This window comes from Weissella oryzae SG25 (assembly GCF_000691805.2).
Classification (GTDB): Bacteria; Bacillota; Bacilli; order Lactobacillales; family Lactobacillaceae; genus Weissella; species Weissella oryzae.
In genome coordinates this window covers 1-18,219 of sequence record NZ_DF820492.1, presented here as the reverse complement: position 1 = coordinate 18,219, position 18,219 = coordinate 1, and the positions used below count along the sequence as shown (strand labels likewise).

Genomic DNA, 18,219 nt, shown 5'->3' with positions numbered 1-18,219 from the left:
GCTTTAATATTTTAAAGATTGCCATTATCTACTCACTTTCTAATATGTTTGCGCCATTTTTTGCTGTAACTCGTTCTCTAAGGTTTCAACAGTTGAAACAACATAGTTAATAGATTTTCCACCAGCAAGACCACTTCGCTTTATTCCAGCCAAGACGATCTCTAAATCTGTGGCCTTAACTAGCTCTAATAATTTATTTCGCTGTGCTGGATTTAAGGCTTTATACGAGATACCCATTTCACTTTTAAGATTCTGGGCGATTACTTGTTCTTCAATCTGCAATTCTTCACCTGCTGATTGATTGATTTGTTCATCATCATCAAAAGAAATAATCTCAGTATGATTAAAAGTAGTATTACTAACCTCAGTATGATTCGAGTTAAAATTTTTAACCTCTTGAGGTAAAGATTCTTTACTTCTGGAAGTTAAATTATTTGACTTCTGGAGGTTAAAATTTTTAACCTCCTTGGTATCACTGGGCTCAACCCTGTGGATAACATCTTTTATCATGCCAACGTAAATTCTATTGGGTTTGTTCAAACCTTGACGTACTTCTTCCAACAGGCCGTATTTTTTAAGTTCTTTCTTCACTTTAATAACAGTTGGTTTACTAATGTTCATCATTTCTTGCAATTTTTCAATCGTAAAAATCAAGTACACGTCACCATTTTCATCAACCCAATTATTCATTACTGATAGATTGAAACGATCTTTCAACATTCCATACATAACTTTTGCGTCTGTTGTCATTTTTTTATAATAGTCAACTTCATACAAAGCCCACGGCATTTGAAAAAATCTTTCAGATGTTTGAACTTGTTTAAAACTAATTCTTTCCATGCTTAGCACTTCCTTGTCTGCTTATTTATTCAGATAACGCTGCTTAATCTAAAAAATAAGCAGAAATCCTACAAAAATTGATTAAAATGACCGTTTATGCTTTTCAAATGGGAACAAAAACGATATTATTATTTGTAGAAACTTTAACGGGTGGGCTTAAAAGGCACACAAAAGTTAGAGTGTTTTATTTAAAATTTTTGAACTCTTGTTATGAGTGTTTTATTTTAAATTTTTGAACTCTTGTTATGAGTGTTTTATTTTAAATTTTGCCGCTTGTTTTACAAGTAGCAGTTTGAGCAAAAAGATCAGTGGTTTGTTGGGTAGGTTATATCTTTGGCGAGATTACTCAACTAGACCTACTGGTCTTTTTTCTTTGTATTTAATTCTTTATCGTACATTGCTAAGCGCAAGACAGTTTCCAAATCCATTTTTAATACTTTTGCAAGCCGAATAATATTTTCAGCTTTTGGTATACCGCCCTCACGGTGCTCATAACGTTGTAAAGTATTTCTATGAATGTTTGTTCGTTCTTGCGCCTGTAAGAGCGTTAGACGTTCCGCAGTGCGCCAATTTTTGAGCTCAACTGCTAAAGACTTACTGGTCATAAGCTAATTCTTCTTTCATATCATGTATGGGTTTTTTATTTCAAAAAAAAGTCCAGGCTTATCCTGGCAAAAAAAATAGGGTTTAATAGCAAGAATTCATAAGTTGTTGAATCCTTGTTATCTACCCTTTTATCTTAGTAGGTTTCCATCCTTAGTAACTGGGCTCTTGTCGACCATTGATCCAACCCAAGGATCCCAGAAAACGTTAACCCAACGAACGAACAAGAAAATCGTTGCTCCAACAGCAGCTGAGATTCCTGAAACAGAAGTTAGGTAGAAAAGCAAAAATCCACCGACAGTACCGAAGATTAGGTTTTGTGAGAAATCACCCACGGCGAACCCATTTCGATCAGCAACTGTTAGCTTAGCGAATTGGTCATCCGCTGGCGCAAACTTAGCCATATTATCTTCCTCCTAAGAAAGCAATACATTAATAAAAAATTTCAAGTAATGTTGCGGTGTGTAACCGCTATCACTATTACAAAATATATTATACACGGTTGGTTTTTTTAAGCAACCAACTTAATAAAAAAATTTAACATACTCAGTAATTCTGTAAGTATAATCCGCTTCATCCCTTATCATGTAAGCGTTTGCTGTCTTTTTAATTTAAATTGTTAATTTCTAAACTTTTTCTAAAGCAGGCAGTTTACCCCCCCGTTAGTTGCTCGATAAAACCAACACAAGCAGGTATAAAGCCCTAGCAAACGGCATCTTTTAGCCTTCAAGGAGTTTTATGCCTACTAAGCTTGATTATTCAGCGCCCTTTCTCACCAAACTAATTATTATCACGGAAGTTTCAGCTAAAAATAACTGATTTAATCACAAAGTCACTCTAAATAAGCAAAAAAGGCTTAGCCTAATGTACGATTAAACCAAGTCCTTTTCATTTAAAGTATTTTTAGTTAGCACGACCAATTAAATACACTATTAGCCATCAATATCAGAACTTCGTCAGTTTTTACAAACAACGCGACCAAATTTTGCTACTTTTCTTCTATAAATAGAAGGAGCTATAACTTATATCACTTGCGATTGAACTAAGTACTCAGCCTTTTCATACTTACGCTCTAGAAATAGCTGGTAACTAATGGAAAATCAATTGCTGGTACAATAAATAAGCGAGCTGCGCCAAAATTTTCTTGCAAAAACAGAGATCACCAGCCAAACTAGGTGCTGCTTACTCGGTAGTACTTTGTTTGGCCCATCCCTTAAGCATTTTGGTTAAGATCACAACTACTAACATTAGCTGATTTTAACCACAAAAAAACACCAAACCGACATTTAGGTTTGGTGCTTTTTAACAAGCGTTTATAAATCTTTCAAAACTTCCCGACGGGTTGGAATTGATTGCAAAGCGCCAAAATGTTGAATTGCGATTGAACTAGCTTTTGAAGAATATTTAATTGCTTCAGCTGCATTGGTCAAATCTTTGTTCAACTCAACCGTCAATGAACCGATGAATGTATCACCCGCTGCAGTTGTATCAACTGGCTTAACCTTAAAGATTGGCGCCACTTGATCTTCATCTGCCAAATGGTAAAAGACACCGTCTTCACCTAAAGTAATGACTGTCTTTTGAATTGTTAATTGAGCCATTGCTTCACGAACGGCGGCTAGCTTAGCCTTATCGGTTGATGGTTCCATTCCAACCAGCGCAGCAGCCTCAGTTTCATTTGGTACGATAATATCAGTTGAGCTTAGTACCTCTGGCAAAATAGCTTCTTGCTCAATAATTGGCGCTGGATTAAGAATCGTCAAAGCACCATACTTCTTCGCAAAATAAAAAGCTTTAGCGACTGCTTCTTGTGGAACTTCAAATTGTGCAATCACAACATCAGCATTCGCAATAATATTCTCTGATTTAACAATATCATCGGCGGTTAACTCGGCATTCGCACCACCATAAACCATAATCGTATTGTGCCCATCATCCTCTAGCAAGATTGAGGCTGAACCAGTTGGTACTTTTTTAGTAACAATTCCACTAACGTCAATGCCTTCTTCACGAAGGACCTTCTTAAAGCGCTCACCAGCTTCATCAGCACCTACCGCCCCAACGAAACTAACCTGACCACCTTGCCGTGCTGCTGCAACGGCTTGGTTGGCACCCTTGCCACCTAGATTTTGTGATTGATGCTTAACTGAAATCGTAGCCCCTTGGTGTGGTAACTTTTCGATTTCAGAAACAACATCAAGGTTTAGACTCCCAACAACTACAATATTTTTCATATTTATCTACTCCATCGCAAATTAAGTAAAACGTTTTAATAAAATTATATTACTACAAAATCAATCTAGCTGCAAGCACTCTTATTGCCTAATTGACTAGTTTGTTAGCGCTTGCGTTGATTCGCGTTCAACCAAACGAATAACCGCTAACTCTTCTGCTTGATATGGCATGCTAGGATGCTTCAACCGGTCCGTTACCATATCCAAAGCCCGTTGACCAAGCTGCCAGACTGGTTGGGTCACGGTTGTTAAAGCTGGATTTACAAATTCTGAATAATCAGTATTATCATAACCAATAATACTAAGATCCGTTGGAATTTTCACACCAATATTTCGCAAACCACGCGACAAACCAATTCCTAACTCATCATTTAAAGTGAAAGCGGCTGTTACCCCACTACTGACCAACTGTGCGACCTTAGCAGAAACTGCTAGTCCGCCATGCTTTGATAAGACTGTTTTAATCTCAAAAAGTTGTCGTGTTTCAGCCAACCACTGATTTTTAAAGCCATCAATCCGTCTTTGCATATTATTAGTCACAATATCAGGAATAATTAACGCCACGCTTTGGTGACCTTGGTTAACCAAAAATTCACCAACAAGTTGACCCCCATGATAATCATCGGTAGTTAAAACATCTGCCATGCCGGTATCATTTGCCTGATCAAGTACGGTAACCGCCACACCATGCTGTTTCAAAAATGTAAAGGTCTCTTCAGCTCGTTCAACCGTCCGGGCAATTACCAGTCCGTTTACACCCCGTTCAACTAAATTTTCAATGTTAGCTTTAAAATCAGCATCTTTTGCTGCTTGGAAAATCAACTCAACTTGATTATTGGCATGTTCCTCCATGCTTTGCATTAAATCTGCAAAAAAAGGGTTGCGCAATGAAGGTACTAGGACACCTATTAAAGGTTTAGCCGTCCCACGTAGCTTTTGTGCACTTTTATTAGGGATATAACCGAGCTGGTTTTTGGCCGCTATTACTCTTTCAATCGTATCACGTGGAAAACGTTCGCTTTTATGATTGAGGATTTGCGAAACAGTCGTAATTGATACTCCTGCTAGTTTTGCTACGTCCTTGATAGATGGACGCTTCGCTTTTTCGATCATGAACTTATCTCTTTCATTTAGAATATAGAGGCAACGATAACGTTTCACTAATTGCTCTTTGGATTTATTTTACCTGATTTTACCAGTGGTTTAAACCAGATAATTATATAGTCAATTAATTGATTTCACTCAGTCTTCTTAGTAGGCTATCTTCATTCAATAAGCATAACTAAATGCATTAAAAAACGACCACACTAATGTATGGTCGCCAATGGTTAGAACTTTTTAAAGATGCTAACCAGCCTACTATTAGGATAACTCGGTTTCAGAGGTGGGGCCATTGAAACACGAATCAGTTATGAATCTGTACTATTAAAAGGTTACCCGGATGGTATTAACCATTCGATAAATACATTCTATATCGAATTCACAAAAAGGTCATCGAAATTGAGCCAAACTTAAAATAAGTTAAACATTTCTTAACATTTTTATTTAACCCGCGTCCCGTTAGCTTAATTCATACTACAAGATGCCCTAATTTCATATAAGTTCGATTGAATCTTCACTTTTATTAGGTGTTTCACCAAAGATAACTTCCTTTTGACTGGCAACATAATGTGCCCCTTTAATTTCGCCCAGACTATTGCCAAACTTAGCAGTTCCATTATTTACTAGCACAAAATCCATCGCCTTAAGCTCCTCCATAATGGCCTGAGTGCGTTCTTTGGTTAAATCGGCCCGTGCGTTATCAAAGGTAATCACCTTTTTAGTCCGATTACCAACATTAATATTTGCCTGAAAAATTAAAGCTAAACTCTTTAACATCATTGCCCTCCTGCTTATTTGGCTTTGCTAAATGGCACCTCAACGGTGATAACCCGAACTTCTAAAATCTCCTCAGCCCCAATGGTTTCAACTAAACTAATTAATCGTTTTAACTCGCTCTCGGTTAAATTAACGCGCACTTGGAAGGTTCGAACAACCGTCTGAAGACTGCCAGCCGCTGACTTTAAGACACCATTAAACCGTACTTTTTTAATTACCTTCATCAAAAACCGCCTTTCTAAGCTAGATAACTTGGCCAAATTATCACTGTGCGGTCACCATACTTTGGCGACATATATAATAACGCCGTCCACCTAGTAAATAGTCTCAAAGTTCTAAAAATTGTTTTAGTTCCTGTCGTAATTGATTCAACCGGCGATAATACGTTGCACGACTGAGTCGCAAACTTTTTTGCCGTTGTCCGTGTGTTAGAGTTGGGTCGGCGACTAGCAGGCGTAGCAAGCGCTGATTGGTTACATCATCCAGTTGCTCAATAAAAGCAGCCAAACTTAACTCTAATTCTGGCTCTACTGTCTCCGTAATCTGATCGAGTCGACTACTTTCACTCGGTTCATTTCGTAAAAGTAGTCGGGTTTCTTTTTTTAGATAATCAGCTGCTCGGCAGGATAATAAAATAAAAAGCATTAAATTATTTTCACTAGCCAGGGTTGGAATTTTAGCCTGTTGAGCTAAAATGACTAACCATAATTCTTGACTTAAATCTTCATAGAGCACAGTTTGTGGCCTAACTTGGCTTTGTTTACGTTTTAAGACCCCATGAATTAACCGACTAAAGGCATTAACTTTTTGAATTTGCATCATTGCTTTAACCTCCGCTTGACTGACTAAATAAAAGACTAAATCTAACTGATAAAATCAGTTTCGTCACCGAGTAATTGCTATTCGCAATAAGTTTATTTAATAACGTTAATAGTTAATGTAACCAACCTTAAATTAAACATTTTTTCCGCTAAGTAAGTAACTCATTGCTGCCTGAATACAGGGCTTTTTGTAAATAACAAAACTTATGCTCACTTAAAAAAGGGCATAAAAAAATGCCTGGTAATTAAAACCAGACATTCTCTATAATTCTAATCTGTTAATGACCTTGTCATTATTAGTACTCTAAGCAATTTCAGCTGAGGTATCAATGCCGGCCTTTTGAGCACCAGCTTCTTCGATTTCCTCAAGACTATGACCACGTGTCTCGGGAACTCGGGTCCGGATGAAGACGACACCCAACAAGCAAATCAAACCAAAGATACCAAAGACAGCAGCTTGTGACATGGCAGCGGTCATAATTGGGAAAAGTAACCCAACTAAGAAAGAACCAATCCAGTTAAATGATGAAGCTAAACCAGATGCCCGACCACGGATTGCTAATGGGAAGACCTCACCCACAATAACCCAGGTCAACGGTGCCCATGTGCATGAATATAGGGTAACATAGATTGATAGGAATACAACCAATAGCATTGGCTGTGACTTCATCAAACTTGGGCTAATCATATTCAAGATTGCTGGCAATAGGAAGGAAAGACCCATAATTGTACCACCAACCGTTAAGAGTGTCCGCCGGTTGAAGCGGTCAGCAATTACTAAGAAGAATAGTGAACCGGCAACCAAGATGACACCTTGAATAATTGGCCACATTAGAGCAGATGTGGCGGCCTTACCAGTTGCTGATTGCACAATCAATGGAATGTAATAGAAAATTGCGTTAGCGCCTTGGAATTGTTGGAAAGCAGCTACCCCGATACCAGCGATAACTAGATAACGGTAACGCCCACTTAGCAATGAACCCCAATTAGTTGATGATGTTGCCTTCTTTTCAATCGTAGCAGTTGCTTGAATATCAGCAAGCTCACTCGCAACCTCATCAGCAGGACGAATCCATGACAAAACTTGACGTGCTTCATCTAACTTACCTTGTTTAACCAAGAAACGTGGTGATTCTGGTAGACGTAGGACACCCAAGAAGAGGATTACAGCTGGCACAGCAGCCATTCCAATCATCATCCGCCATGAAATTCCAGTAGGCAAACCTTGCAATAGATAGTCAACGATATAAGAAATTAACATTCCTGACACAATCATCACTTGATTAATTCCTGATAAACGTCCACGAACTTTAGCCGGTGCCATCTCAGACATGAAAGCTGGTACAAGGGCAGAAGCTGCTCCAACTCCTAGACCTAAGAATACTCGCATTGCGATTAGGAACATTGCACCACCATGAGTGGGTGCAAAGGCCGATGCTAAGGCAAAGACGGCAAAGACAACCGCTGACATTAAAATCATTCGGCGACGGCCCAAACGGTCAGATAGTTGCCCAGCCAAAGCACCACCAAAGATTGCTCCTAACATCAATGAAGAAGTAATCCAACCGGTAATTGAAGCATTACCGGCTAAGTTCCAATCGGTTTGCAAAAATGGTAACGCACCGGTCATAACACCAATATCATAACCGAACAAAATACCACCAAATGCTCCAAAGAAATAAATGAAGTTACTTGATATTTTTTTCTTAGCCATTATCCTTACCACTACTTAATGTTGATAAAGTGCAAAGCAAACAACTTACTTAAATCAGCAATTTGCTCAGCATCAATTACAAATGACAAAACGGTATGGTGTCCCCCACCAATTGCCATCCAAGCTTCGGCACCAGCCTTCAAGCCCATCTTAGGTGTCCATAATTGCTTGGCAACTGGTAGGAATGGTGTCTCAGCTTCTGGCTTATTACCAATGATGTCATACGACATCAGCTTAAACTCATCCCCATAATCGGCCATGGTTGCATCAATTCCCTCGGCTTCCATTCCAGTAAAGACCAAACGAGCTGGATCATCCTTACCACCGATATCCAATGGGTGCACCTCAACGCGTGGACGATCTGAAGCGATACTTGGATCAACTTCAAGCATATGTGAACCAAGAATTGCTTCATGTCCCTTCCGCATATCCAAAGTGTAGTCTTCCATAAAGACCGTCTTCTCGTTGTGAGCCATAATCTTAAACAAACGAAGCAATGCAGCAGTCTTCCAATCACCTTCTCCAGCGAAACCATAACCATCAGCCATCAATAATTGGGCAGCCAAACCTGGTAATTGTTCAATGCCAACTAGGTCTTCGAAATTAGTTGTAAAGGCCGTGTAACCATGCTCATCCATGAATTGCTTAATTCCTAGATACTCACGTAGTTGGTACTTAACGTTATGCTCAAACTTCTCAGCTGAGTTATCACCTTGGATGTAATCGTACTTAGCTTGTAAGTCGATATATAGTTGGTCAACGGCACTTTGCTCAACGGCATCAATGGCTGCTGCCATGTCACCGATGCCCCAATAATCAACCGTCCAGCCGAACTTGATTTGCGCTTCAACCTTATCACCGTCAGTTACGGCAACATTGCGCATCTTATCAGCAAAAGTTACAACCTTAATCTTAAATGATTCGTCATAAGCAACCGCAACGTCCATCCACTTTGCAACTTGCTTTTGCACATCAAGGTCATTCCAGTGACCGAAGATGATTTTGTTGTTCTTCTTTAGACGCGCATTGATAAAGGCATATTCACGATCACCGTGGGCTGATTGATTGACGTTCATGTAATCAAAATCAATGGTTGCATAAGGAATGTTATCCAAGAATTGGGTTGCCAAGTGCAATAATGGTTTATTCAATAATTGTGTTCCGCGAATCCAATTCTTAGCTGGTGAGAATGTATGCATCCAAGTAATTACCCCAGCGACACTATCATCATAATTAGCTTCTTGCATGAAGGCTGTAATATTATCAGCGGTCGTTGCCACTAATTTAAATTCAATTGGATATGGTAAGGTTCCAGCCGCATTCATCTTTGCAACGATTTCACGGGCATCTTCCTCAACCTTTGCTAAGGCCTCTGGACCATATAAGAATTGTGAACCTGTGACAAACCAAAACTTGTAATTATTCTCTGCTAACATTTTGCTACTCCTTAAATCTAATCAAATTATTTCAATTATCGACTTGCGTCGCTAGCAACCTTAGTGCGCATTTCTAAGGGAGTATTCATCAAATATTTGTCTAGCGACCTAAAACTGTAACCGTTTACAAGTGCTATTATTGAATATTTGTCCGTATAAGTCAAGCGCTTTCATTTTATTTATTTAAATAAATTATTTTTTCTAGATTGATTATCCGTATAAACGCGCTAATTCAACCTGCCAAAAGCCTTATTTAATCGGAATAACTTCTCAATTTATGTCATTCGGCATGATTTACTTAGGTAAATTTCTGAAAAATTTAAAACTTGGCGTATAATACAGATAGCTTATATACCGATGAAAGGCAGAGCTAAATATGGATACTAAATACGAAAAAATAAAAAATGATCTTTTATCAGCAATAAAGGCTGGACAATACGCCATTGGCGATAAACTACCAACTGAGTCAGAACTAATGGAAACTTATGGCGTTTCACGATATACCGTCCGTCGTGCAGCCACTGAGCTGGAAAATGCTCATTATGCCTATCGAATCCAAGGTGGTGGCATGTATGTTGATAATTGGGCCAAGCGCCAAGCCGACCATGTAACTAGCAAAAAAATTGGTGTTATCACAACCCACCTAGCCGACTATATTTTCCCGTCAATCATATCTGGAATTGAACGGGTTGTATCAGCGGAAGGCTATTCTCTGATGATTACCGATACGCACAATGACCATGAGGTTGAGCGGGTTTCTTTAATTAATATGCTTAACGCTGGGATTGATGGCTTAATTATTGAGCCGACCCTATCGGCCATAACTAACCCCAACCTTGATATTTACCAAAAAATTAAAGAAGCTAATATCCCGGTTGTCGTTATTAATGCAGCTATTGATGACAAAAACTTCCCAGTTGTCGCCATTGATGATCGACGTGCTGAATTTCAATTGATTGACTATTTATTGAAGCTCGGTCACACCCGGATTCTTGGGGTCTTTAAAGTCGATGATATTCAAGGAGTTCATCGTATGCGTGGCTTCACAGAGGCCTATCAGGCCCACCCAATGTTTGCCATTGATTCGGATATTATTATGTATCAATCCGGTAAGGACCAAGTTGCTAAAATGCTTAGCAAGATTGAGAGTTATTTAGAAGAACCTGACCGTCCCACCGCAATTGCCTTTTACAATGACGAACTTGCAATTCAAGTCATGGATGTTATTCGTTCATTAGGGTTGCGAATCCCAGATGACATCTCCCTGGTTGGTTTTGATGATTTTCAACTTAGTGAATACGTTGATCCAGGTCTAACCACCACAATCCATCCTAAAAATAAAATGGGCTTTGATGCCGCCAAGATGCTCTTCAAGTTAATTGATGGTCAAACTGTCAATTCAATTGTCTATGAACCTCAAATGGTGATTCGTGACAGTATTAAAAAACTAAATTAAGGGCTAAAAAAATAAGCTAAGACCAATCGGTCCTAGCTTATTTTTTTAATTATGTGGATACTGTGCGCCTCGCTCATAAACCAATTCTGGCTCTTGCGAAATCCGTGTAAAGGTATTCAATGCATCAATTGCCTGCATCTGCTCTGAACTCAAATTAAAGTCATATAGCGCGGCATTTTCACGAATCCGTTCAGGTCGAACCGACTTTGGAATAATCGCTACACCATGTTGCAAGTGCCAACGTAATATCACTTGGGCGGCTGAACGGCCGACTTCGGTCGCAATTGCTTGAAGTACAGGATTATCTAAGTTACGTGCCCGTCCTAATGGCGCCCAAGCTTGCGTCACAATTTCCTGGCTTTGATTAAACTCGAGCATCGCTGCCTGATTCAAACTCGGATGTAACTCAATTTGGTCAACTACTGGCATCATATTCGCCTTGGTTGCCAATAATTGGAGGTGGGCCATTGTAAAATTAGACACTCCAATTGATTTAGCCAGTCCCTGCTCTTTGAGCCGTTCAAAAGCCCGCCAAGTTTCAAAGAAATGGGTATGTAAGGGCCAATGAACTAACAACAAATCAACATAATCAACTTGTAAGTCCTGTAATGATTGTTCAAAAGATGCCAAAGTTTGGTCATAGCCTTGATTGGCTTCAGCAATTTTCGTGGTCAAAAAGAGCTCATCCCGTGATAGCTGGGTTTGTTTAATTGCCGCTCCCACAGCCGCCTCATTGCCATACATTTGTGCGGTATCAAATAGCCGATAGCCACTTTCCCAAGCCGTTTTTAATGCAAGCTCTAGTTCTGCTGCTTCATTCACTTTGTACAAACCAAAGCCCTGTGCTGGCAATTTATTTCCATCCGCCAGGGTAAATTCTTGTGTTAGCATTGCACCTTCTCCATTTCTTCTACTACAAAAATAGGTAGCGGCTAAATTCGCGCTACCCATTATTATAAGCATTTTATTTTCAGCTGGCTAATTGTAATTACTTAGGTTGGCCGTAATAAGCATTTGCCCCATGCTTACGCAAATAGTGCTTATCCAGCAAGGTTTGATTCATACGAATATTCCCCCGCTTTAGCATCATGGTATGGTAAGCCATTTTAGCAACCTCTTCTAAGACGACTGAATTATAGACCGCTTTAGCGGCGTCAGCACCCCAGACGAATGGCCCGTGGTCGTGCACTAAGACTGCTGGGACTTGGTCAGGGTCAATGCCGCGCTCAGCAAAAGTCTTGATGATTACTTCACCAGTGGCTAACTCATATTCACCATTAATCTCATCGGCGGTCATGACATTTGAAACAGGGACATCCCCATAAAAGGTATCGGCATGTGTAGTGCCAGCAGCTGGAATATCCATCTCAGCTTGGGCAAAAGCGACGGCCCAAGGAGAATGGGTGTGCACAATCCCACCAATGTTTTTAAAGGTCTTATACAAAATCCGGTGCGTTTCTGTATCGGAAGATGGATTTAACTTACCTTCAACGACCTTTCCATCTAAATCAACCACTACCATATCAGCAGGCGTTAGCTCATCATAGTCAACTCCTGAGGGCTTAATCACAAATAACCCTGATTCACGATCAATTTGGGACACATTCCCCCAAGTAAACTTAATCAAATCATGTTTTGGTAAAGCCATATTGGCATCATATACTTTTTGCTTCAAATCTTCTAACATTTTTCTAGCCCCCTTAAAGTAACTGCGCAGCGCCTTGCTCTAATGGCAAAGCTGCCTGATAGTTTTCCATAAAGGTCGCAAAACCAGCCTGATCTGCTGGATCAGGTGCAATCGTTGTAGCTTTTACATTCTGGAAGACTAATTTATCCAAATAATCAGCAAGGCTCAGGCCGCCAGCGCTATCAATGACATACTGGGCCAAAATTGCCATACCCCAAGGGCCACCCTCGCCAGCCGTATCCATAACTGTCACCGGCGCATCCATGACGGCAGCCAAAATCTTCTGACCAACCAAAGGGGTCTTAAAAATACCACCCTGGGCAACGACTGAATCAGTCGCAACTTGTTCGTCACTTAGAACGTCAAGTCCTAACCGCATAGCACCAAATGCCGAATACAAATTCATGCGCATTAAATTACCCAAGGTAAAGTTAGACTTGGGGGTCCGAATAAACATTGGTCGCCCTTCTGCCACCTTAGTAATGTTCTCACCTGAATAATAACCATAACTAACCATGCCCCCAGCGTCTGGGTCTGAGCCCAAGACAGTATTAAAGAGCAGTGGATATAATTTAGCGCCTGGCATATCAACGCCTAAGGCCTTAGCGAACTCATCAAATAAGCGCACCCAATAATTAATATCGGTTGAACTATTATTCGTGTGAACCATCGCCACGGCTGAACCATCGGGTGTTGTCACCATATCAATATCTGTGTGCACCCGCTTTAGAGCCTTTTCTAAGACCACCATGGCAAAAGCCGAAGTTCCAGCTGAAATATTAGCAGTTCTTTGTTTAACTGAATTAGTTGCCACCATTCCAGTACCTGCATCACCCTCTGGGCCAGCAAAAAGACTACCAGCTGCTAAGGTGCCCGTTGGGTCAATTAGCTTTGCACCTTGGACCGTCAAAGTACCCGCCTGTTCACCAGCCAAAACTAACTTAGGCAGAATTGCCGATAAGTCCCATGGCTGTTTAGTCACTTGAGCTAAACCATTGAACTTAGCTAGCATATCTGCATCGTACTGCTTCTTAGCAGAATCAATTGGAAAGACTCCGGAGGCATCACCAATTCCGAGCACCTTTTCACCGGTTAATTGCCAATGGACATAACCAGCCAAAGTCGTTATGAAATCGAGCTTAGCTAGGTGTTCTTCATCATTAAGAATTGCTTGATATAAGTGCGCAATTGACCAGCGTTGCGGAATGTTAAAGGCAAATAAATCCGTTAATTCTGCTGCTGCTTCCTCGGTCATCGCATTGCGCCAAGTCCTAAAGGGGGTCAATAAGTTACCTTCAACATCAAAGGGCAAGTATCCGTGCATCATTGCCGAAATGCCGATTACTTTAATGCTGACTAAATCAACCGTGTACTCAGCCTTAATATGGTTAGCCAAAGCACGATAGGCACTCTGCAAACCTTGCCAAACTAAATCTAAACTATAGGTCCAAACGCCATCAACCAGTTGATTTTCCCACTCAAAGGAACCTGAAGCGATTGTACTGTGGTCTGAAGCAATTAAAACTGCTTTGATATTCGTTGATCCCAACTCAATCCCCAAGGCGGTTTGTCCGGTAACAATTTCATCCTTAATTTGTACTGTATTCATAATTATTTATCCTTGATTACAAAATTTGCGCTTTCTGTAATCGGTTACAAACAAATTATAAGATATTTGTACGGACAAGTAAATAAGTTTCTAAATATTTATTAGCACGAATTATTTAGTGCGCAAAAAAGTCCTTAGCATCCCGCTCACTTGCAAGTTGCTAAGGACTAGCTATTTAAATATATTGTGCTGTAACTGAGTTTTGATTACCGAGTAATTCCTTAACCGGACCGGCAAAAACAACCTTGCCACCCTTAGTACCGGCGCCTGGGCCAAGGTCGATGACCCAATCTGCCTGCCGAATAATATCTAATTGATGTTCAATTACAACCACCGTATTACCATTATCAACAAAATGATTGATAATGCGTAGCAAATTCTGAATATCTGCTAAGTGTAGCCCAGTAGATGGCTCATCTAAGACGTAAATTGAACCCTCTTGGTAAAATTCTGCCGCTAACTTTAGCCGCTGCTTCTCTCCACCAGACAAACTGGCTGTACTCTGACCGAGGCTCAAATACCCCAAGCCTAATTCATTCATTGCTTGAATCTTTTTCTTGATTGCTGCCGTCTTCTTAAAGAATTCTAGAGCTTCCTCAACCGTTAAGTCTAAAATCTCAACAATATTCTTCTCTTGAAATTTATATTGCAAAACTACTTGTTTGTAGCGCTTACCCCCACATACTTCACAAGTTGTCTTAACCGTTTCCATAAAGGCTAAATTAGATTCGATATAACCGCGACCACCGCAAGCCTCGCAGGCCCCCTCTGAATTATATGAGAACATCCCAACTGGTTGGTCATTAGCCTTGGCCAAAAGCTTCCGGATATTGTCCATAATCCCGATAAAAGTTGCCGGATTGCTCCGTGTATTACTAGCCAAACTATTTTGATCAACGTAAACTAACTCCGGATAAGCCGCCTGAAATGAACTTGCTAATAATGTTGACTTACCTGAACCAGCAACTCCAGTTAGGACCGTTAATAGCCCCACCGGTACTTTGAGCTGTTGGGCCTGTAGATTATGCACTGAACTTGCCAACCCAATTAAGAAATCTTTCGCTGGCCTTGGCTGGTCTTTATACTTTTTGCCTTGCGCTAAATATTGCCCGGTTAAAGTGTCTGATTTAAGTAGCTCAGCATAGGTCCCCTCAAACATAACCTGCCCACCATGCACACCCGCTTGGGGGCCTAATTCGATGACCCAATCAGCTAACTTAATTACGTCCGGATCATGCTCAATAATAATCACCGTGTTACCTTTATCTCGTAACTTTAAAAAGATTGCATTAATGCGACTAATATCATCTGGATGTAAGCCAACCGATGGTTCATCAAAAATATATAACATATCAGTTAACGCATTGCTCAAATACTTAACCAATTTAACCCGTTGTGATTCGCCACCTGATAGACTTGCCGTGGCACGGTCAAGAGTCAGATAGCCCAAGCCTAAATCAATTAGATGATTGACTTGTTCTTGTAAAATCTCGATGCCGGCCTTGTCAGCCTTTGCTAGTTGATCTAAAACCGTTACTAAATCGGTTAATTGCATCGCCAGCATTTCAGCAATGTTATAACCCGCGACCTTTACTGCTAGTGTTTTAGGGGCAAAACGCTGCCCTTGACAGCTATCACAGCGCTCCTCGTGGGTATATTCACTAATTAGTTTTTGTGTCCGCTCAGGTATTTCACCCTCCCGTTGTAGATAGTTCCGATTAAACTTTTCCAAAAACCCTTCATAAGTTGCGTTAAAACTACCCATCTTAACTTTACCAATCGTCGCATCGCCATCTAGTAACTGGCTCCGTTCTCTAGCAGTATAATCCTTAATAGGTTTATCGTTATCAAACAGACCAGAGGCCGTATAAACATCGACCCGCTTATAGGGCGGAAACTGGACAGCACCTTCATTTAGCGACTTACTTTCATCAATGAACTTAGTCAGATTCACGGCTGTCTTACGCCCGATACCCTGACAAACCGGACACATACCAGCGGCAGTATTAAAAGAAAAATAGTCAACACCGCCAATTTTAGGTTGACCCAATTTTGCATACATATTCCGAATAACCGGAGCAATATCAGTTACGGTTGCCAAAGTTGAACGTACATTACCACCCAGGGGCTTTTGATCAACCACAATTGAGGCCGGCAGATTTCTAATCGCTTCAACTGCTGGTCGCGCATATTTAGGTAAAAATTGGCGCACAAAGCTTGGTAGTGTTTCACCCAACAAGCGCTGCGACTCATTAGCCAAAGTATCAAAGACTAAACTAGACTTACCTGAACCAGATACTCCTGTAAACACTGTGATTTGTTTTTTAGGGATTCGTAAGCTTATATTTTTTAAATTATTTTCACGGTCATCAATAATTTCAATATATTCTGTCATGCCAAACAGCTCCTCATACTTTTCAAAAAAACGGCCTACTAGCTTTGACTAATGCTAACACTTAAGTATGCATAGTCCAGTTTGTAGTCCGTAATTTATTTTTACTTATTAGTTGTAATTTTAGTCTTCTTCAGTTTGCTCAACCGGCTCGCTGTCCGCTACTGGTTGACTCTCTTTTTGTTGACTTGGAAAGTCATTATTAAAGCTTGGTACACTTGTCCGCGCTGATTTGAAATCACTACCATCCATCGAACGAATTTGCTTAACTAACAAATTATTTTGCTCTTGCAAACTTTGCAGGTTAGCTTCTAACCCAACCGCTCTTTGCACAGCGACCGCATACTTACCCTCAATAACTTGAATCTGTTGATTACTTTGTGCAACCTGATCAGTCAAGCCAGAGATTATTGCATCCGTCTTCTTTTGTGTTTGTTGGAACTCAGTGATTGAATCAGCCTTCATCGTATTAATCTGCTCAGACCACTTTTGATTCTCCTGCGTAAGCCCTTCAATCTTTTCATTGGCTAGCTGCAAACGTTCTGTCGCATCAGATAATTGAGCCCAAACCTGATTAAACTGCTCAGAAGCTTGTTGCTTTGCAAGTTCATTTTGCTGACTTTGCTCAGCGGCTTGGTCAAGCTTGTTTTGCAATTCGTTAATTGCGGCTTCGTTATTCTTAACTTGGCTCTCAAGGGTTGTTTTCTGGTCACGTAATTCAACAATTGAGTCCTGCAAAAGCGCCTTTTCTTCAATTTGCTTCTGGGCGCTATCACTAATGCGAGCCTCAACTGCGGCATAACGTTGCTCAACTTCTTGGGCCTTCAAATCAAACTTTTGTGTCCACTCATTATTCAAAGCTTCCAAATCAGCTTGATGAGCCTGCTTGAGCTCATTTACCGCTGCTTGGTGTTGGTCATTAATTTCATTAATATAGTTGGTTGCTTCGGTCCGATACCCTTGCCAGTCATTAATCTGCTTAAATAGATCACCATTTAAAACTTGTAGTTGATCAATTTGCGTAATTAACAAACTATTTTGTGATAACACACGGTTCAACTGCTCAGTAATCGTTTCATTAACTGAAGCACTTGTATTATCAACCATTGGGATTGAACTTAAATCAAAGGAACCATCTTGGGCAACTTGATTCATCATGCTTGCCATGTCAGGTGCCTGTTCTTCAATATCATCGTATTTCTTTTTAAACATTGCCATCAGGTAATTCCTCTATTTCGTTCACAATTTTTGTATCCAAACGCTACTATCCAATATTTTAGCACAAAATTCACTTTCTAAGTACGTTCCTTTTATACCAACATAGTTAATCTTATAACCTTTGCACCAAGATTTGCTTAAATAAAAAATTTTGTTGAATTAAATATACCAAAGAAACCACCAATTTATCCATCAGATACAATTATTAATTAAGTATTTATTTCCTCTATAAGATAAAAAAAGACACCCTTGCGGGTGCCTTTACTTTGCATCGCGATGTCCTATCCTCGCAGGAGGCGATCCTCCAACTACTTTTGGCGCTACTGAGCTT

At 40.2% G+C, this 18,219-nt stretch carries 15 protein-coding genes and 1 pseudogene; 1 reads left to right on the top strand and 15 read right to left on the bottom strand.

What is annotated here, in order from left to right; all coding sequences use genetic code 11:
* Nucleotides 1-39: 39 nt before the first annotated feature.
* The 10 genes and pseudogenes from TT13_RS06960 to araA form a co-directional block, all read right to left on the bottom strand.
* On the bottom strand, nucleotides 40-840 hold the full coding sequence (locus tag TT13_RS06960; protein WP_052348577.1) for a replication initiator protein A: 801 nt from the start codon (nucleotides 838-840) through the stop codon (nucleotides 40-42).
* A gap of 356 nt (nucleotides 841-1,196) precedes the next feature.
* Nucleotides 1,197-1,445: a helix-turn-helix domain-containing protein gene (locus TT13_RS06955; RefSeq protein WP_027699316.1), complete on the bottom strand. Its 249-nt coding sequence runs from the start codon at nucleotides 1,443-1,445 to the stop codon at nucleotides 1,197-1,199.
* A 150-nt stretch (nucleotides 1,446-1,595) separates the two neighbouring features.
* Nucleotides 1,596-1,847, bottom strand: a pseudogene (locus tag TT13_RS06950) (MFS transporter); the annotation flags it as partial.
* Between the two features lie 909 nt (nucleotides 1,848-2,756).
* Nucleotides 2,757-3,677, bottom strand: coding sequence for a ribokinase (gene rbsK / locus TT13_RS06945; protein ID WP_027699314.1), 921 nt, complete (start codon nucleotides 3,675-3,677; stop codon nucleotides 2,757-2,759).
* 96 nt (nucleotides 3,678-3,773) lie between these two features.
* Nucleotides 3,774-4,790 carry a ribose utilization transcriptional repressor RbsR gene (gene rbsR, locus TT13_RS06940; protein ID WP_027699313.1) on the bottom strand — a complete coding sequence of 339 codons (1,017 nt, stop codon included), beginning with the start codon at nucleotides 4,788-4,790 and terminating at the stop codon, nucleotides 3,774-3,776.
* A gap of 480 nt (nucleotides 4,791-5,270) precedes the next feature.
* Nucleotides 5,271-5,555, bottom strand: a complete 285-nt coding sequence (locus TT13_RS06935) for a DUF2922 family protein (RefSeq protein ID WP_027699312.1) — start codon at nucleotides 5,553-5,555, stop codon at nucleotides 5,271-5,273.
* 14 nt (nucleotides 5,556-5,569) lie between these two features.
* Nucleotides 5,570-5,779, bottom strand: coding sequence for a hypothetical protein (locus TT13_RS06930; protein ID WP_027699311.1), 210 nt, complete (start codon nucleotides 5,777-5,779; stop codon nucleotides 5,570-5,572).
* 103 nt (nucleotides 5,780-5,882) lie between these two features.
* A complete protein-coding gene (locus tag TT13_RS06925) occupies nucleotides 5,883-6,377 on the bottom strand; it encodes a hypothetical protein (RefSeq protein WP_027699310.1) in 495 nt (164 codons plus the stop codon).
* A gap of 303 nt (nucleotides 6,378-6,680) precedes the next feature.
* Complete coding sequence (locus tag TT13_RS06920; RefSeq protein ID WP_202815366.1) at nucleotides 6,681-8,090, bottom strand: sugar porter family MFS transporter; 1,410 nt, start codon at nucleotides 8,088-8,090, stop codon at nucleotides 6,681-6,683.
* Nucleotides 8,091-8,101: 11 nt separating this feature from the next.
* Complete coding sequence (gene araA, locus TT13_RS06915; protein WP_027699308.1) at nucleotides 8,102-9,526, bottom strand: L-arabinose isomerase; 1,425 nt, start codon at nucleotides 9,524-9,526, stop codon at nucleotides 8,102-8,104.
* 376 nt (nucleotides 9,527-9,902) lie between these two features.
* Here araA and TT13_RS06910 point away from each other — a divergent pair, with 376 nt between their 5' ends.
* Nucleotides 9,903-10,982 carry a GntR family transcriptional regulator gene (locus TT13_RS06910; RefSeq protein WP_027699307.1) on the top strand — a complete coding sequence of 360 codons (1,080 nt, stop codon included), beginning with the start codon at nucleotides 9,903-9,905 and terminating at the stop codon, nucleotides 10,980-10,982.
* Nucleotides 10,983-11,027: 45 nt separating this feature from the next.
* Here the strand turns inward: TT13_RS06910 and TT13_RS06905 are convergent, their stop codons facing one another.
* From TT13_RS06905 to TT13_RS06885, 5 genes are all read right to left on the bottom strand, one after another.
* Complete coding sequence (locus TT13_RS06905; protein ID WP_027699306.1) at nucleotides 11,028-11,873, bottom strand: aldo/keto reductase; 846 nt, start codon at nucleotides 11,871-11,873, stop codon at nucleotides 11,028-11,030.
* Nucleotides 11,874-11,970: 97 nt separating this feature from the next.
* Nucleotides 11,971-12,669, bottom strand: a complete 699-nt coding sequence (locus tag TT13_RS06900) for an L-ribulose-5-phosphate 4-epimerase (protein ID WP_027699305.1) — start codon at nucleotides 12,667-12,669, stop codon at nucleotides 11,971-11,973.
* 13 nt (nucleotides 12,670-12,682) lie between these two features.
* Entirely contained in the window at nucleotides 12,683-14,278 is a 1,596-nt protein-coding gene (locus TT13_RS06895) for a xylulokinase (protein WP_027699304.1), read from the bottom strand.
* Nucleotides 14,279-14,453: 175 nt separating this feature from the next.
* Nucleotides 14,454-16,673, bottom strand: coding sequence for an ATP-binding cassette domain-containing protein (locus tag TT13_RS06890; protein ID WP_027699303.1), 2,220 nt, complete (start codon nucleotides 16,671-16,673; stop codon nucleotides 14,454-14,456).
* 120 nt (nucleotides 16,674-16,793) lie between these two features.
* The gene (locus TT13_RS06885; protein ID WP_027699302.1) at nucleotides 16,794-17,888 is read right to left on the bottom strand and encodes a coiled-coil domain-containing protein; all 1,095 of its coding nucleotides are present in this window, start codon (nucleotides 17,886-17,888) and stop codon (nucleotides 16,794-16,796) included.
* Between the last annotated feature and the right edge of the window lie 331 nt (nucleotides 17,889-18,219).

What these genes read in the sequence shown, in the direction of transcription:
- rbsK (WP_027699314.1), bottom strand. Translation starts at nt 3,677, where the DNA reads ATGAAAAATATTGTAGTTGTTGGGAGTCTAAACCTTGATGTTGTTTCT.
- TT13_RS06900 (WP_027699305.1), bottom strand. Translation starts at nt 12,669, where the DNA reads ATGTTAGAAGATTTGAAGCAAAAAGTATATGATGCCAATATGGCTTTA.
- araA (WP_027699308.1), bottom strand. Translation starts at nt 9,526, where the DNA reads ATGTTAGCAGAGAATAATTACAAGTTTTGGTTTGTCACAGGTTCACAA.
- TT13_RS06895 (WP_027699304.1), bottom strand. Translation starts at nt 14,278, where the DNA reads ATGAATACAGTACAAATTAAGGATGAAATTGTTACCGGACAAACCGCC.
- TT13_RS06960 (WP_052348577.1), bottom strand. Translation starts at nt 840, where the DNA reads ATGGAAAGAATTAGTTTTAAACAAGTTCAAACATCTGAAAGATTTTTT.
- TT13_RS06905 (WP_027699306.1), bottom strand. Translation starts at nt 11,873, where the DNA reads ATGCTAACACAAGAATTTACCCTGGCGGATGGAAATAAATTGCCAGCA.
- TT13_RS06890 (WP_027699303.1), bottom strand. Translation starts at nt 16,673, where the DNA reads ATGACAGAATATATTGAAATTATTGATGACCGTGAAAATAATTTAAAA.
- TT13_RS06955 (WP_027699316.1), bottom strand. Translation starts at nt 1,445, where the DNA reads ATGACCAGTAAGTCTTTAGCAGTTGAGCTCAAAAATTGGCGCACTGCG.
- TT13_RS06925 (WP_027699310.1), bottom strand. Translation starts at nt 6,377, where the DNA reads ATGATGCAAATTCAAAAAGTTAATGCCTTTAGTCGGTTAATTCATGGG.
- TT13_RS06930 (WP_027699311.1), bottom strand. Translation starts at nt 5,779, where the DNA reads ATGAAGGTAATTAAAAAAGTACGGTTTAATGGTGTCTTAAAGTCAGCG.
- TT13_RS06920 (WP_202815366.1), bottom strand. Translation starts at nt 8,090, where the DNA reads ATGGCTAAGAAAAAAATATCAAGTAACTTCATTTATTTCTTTGGAGCA.
- TT13_RS06910 (WP_027699307.1), top strand. Translation starts at nt 9,903, where the DNA reads ATGGATACTAAATACGAAAAAATAAAAAATGATCTTTTATCAGCAATA.
- TT13_RS06935 (WP_027699312.1), bottom strand. Translation starts at nt 5,555, where the DNA reads ATGTTAAAGAGTTTAGCTTTAATTTTTCAGGCAAATATTAATGTTGGT.
- rbsR (WP_027699313.1), bottom strand. Translation starts at nt 4,790, where the DNA reads ATGATCGAAAAAGCGAAGCGTCCATCTATCAAGGACGTAGCAAAACTA.
- TT13_RS06885 (WP_027699302.1), bottom strand. Translation starts at nt 17,888, where the DNA reads ATGGCAATGTTTAAAAAGAAATACGATGATATTGAAGAACAGGCACCT.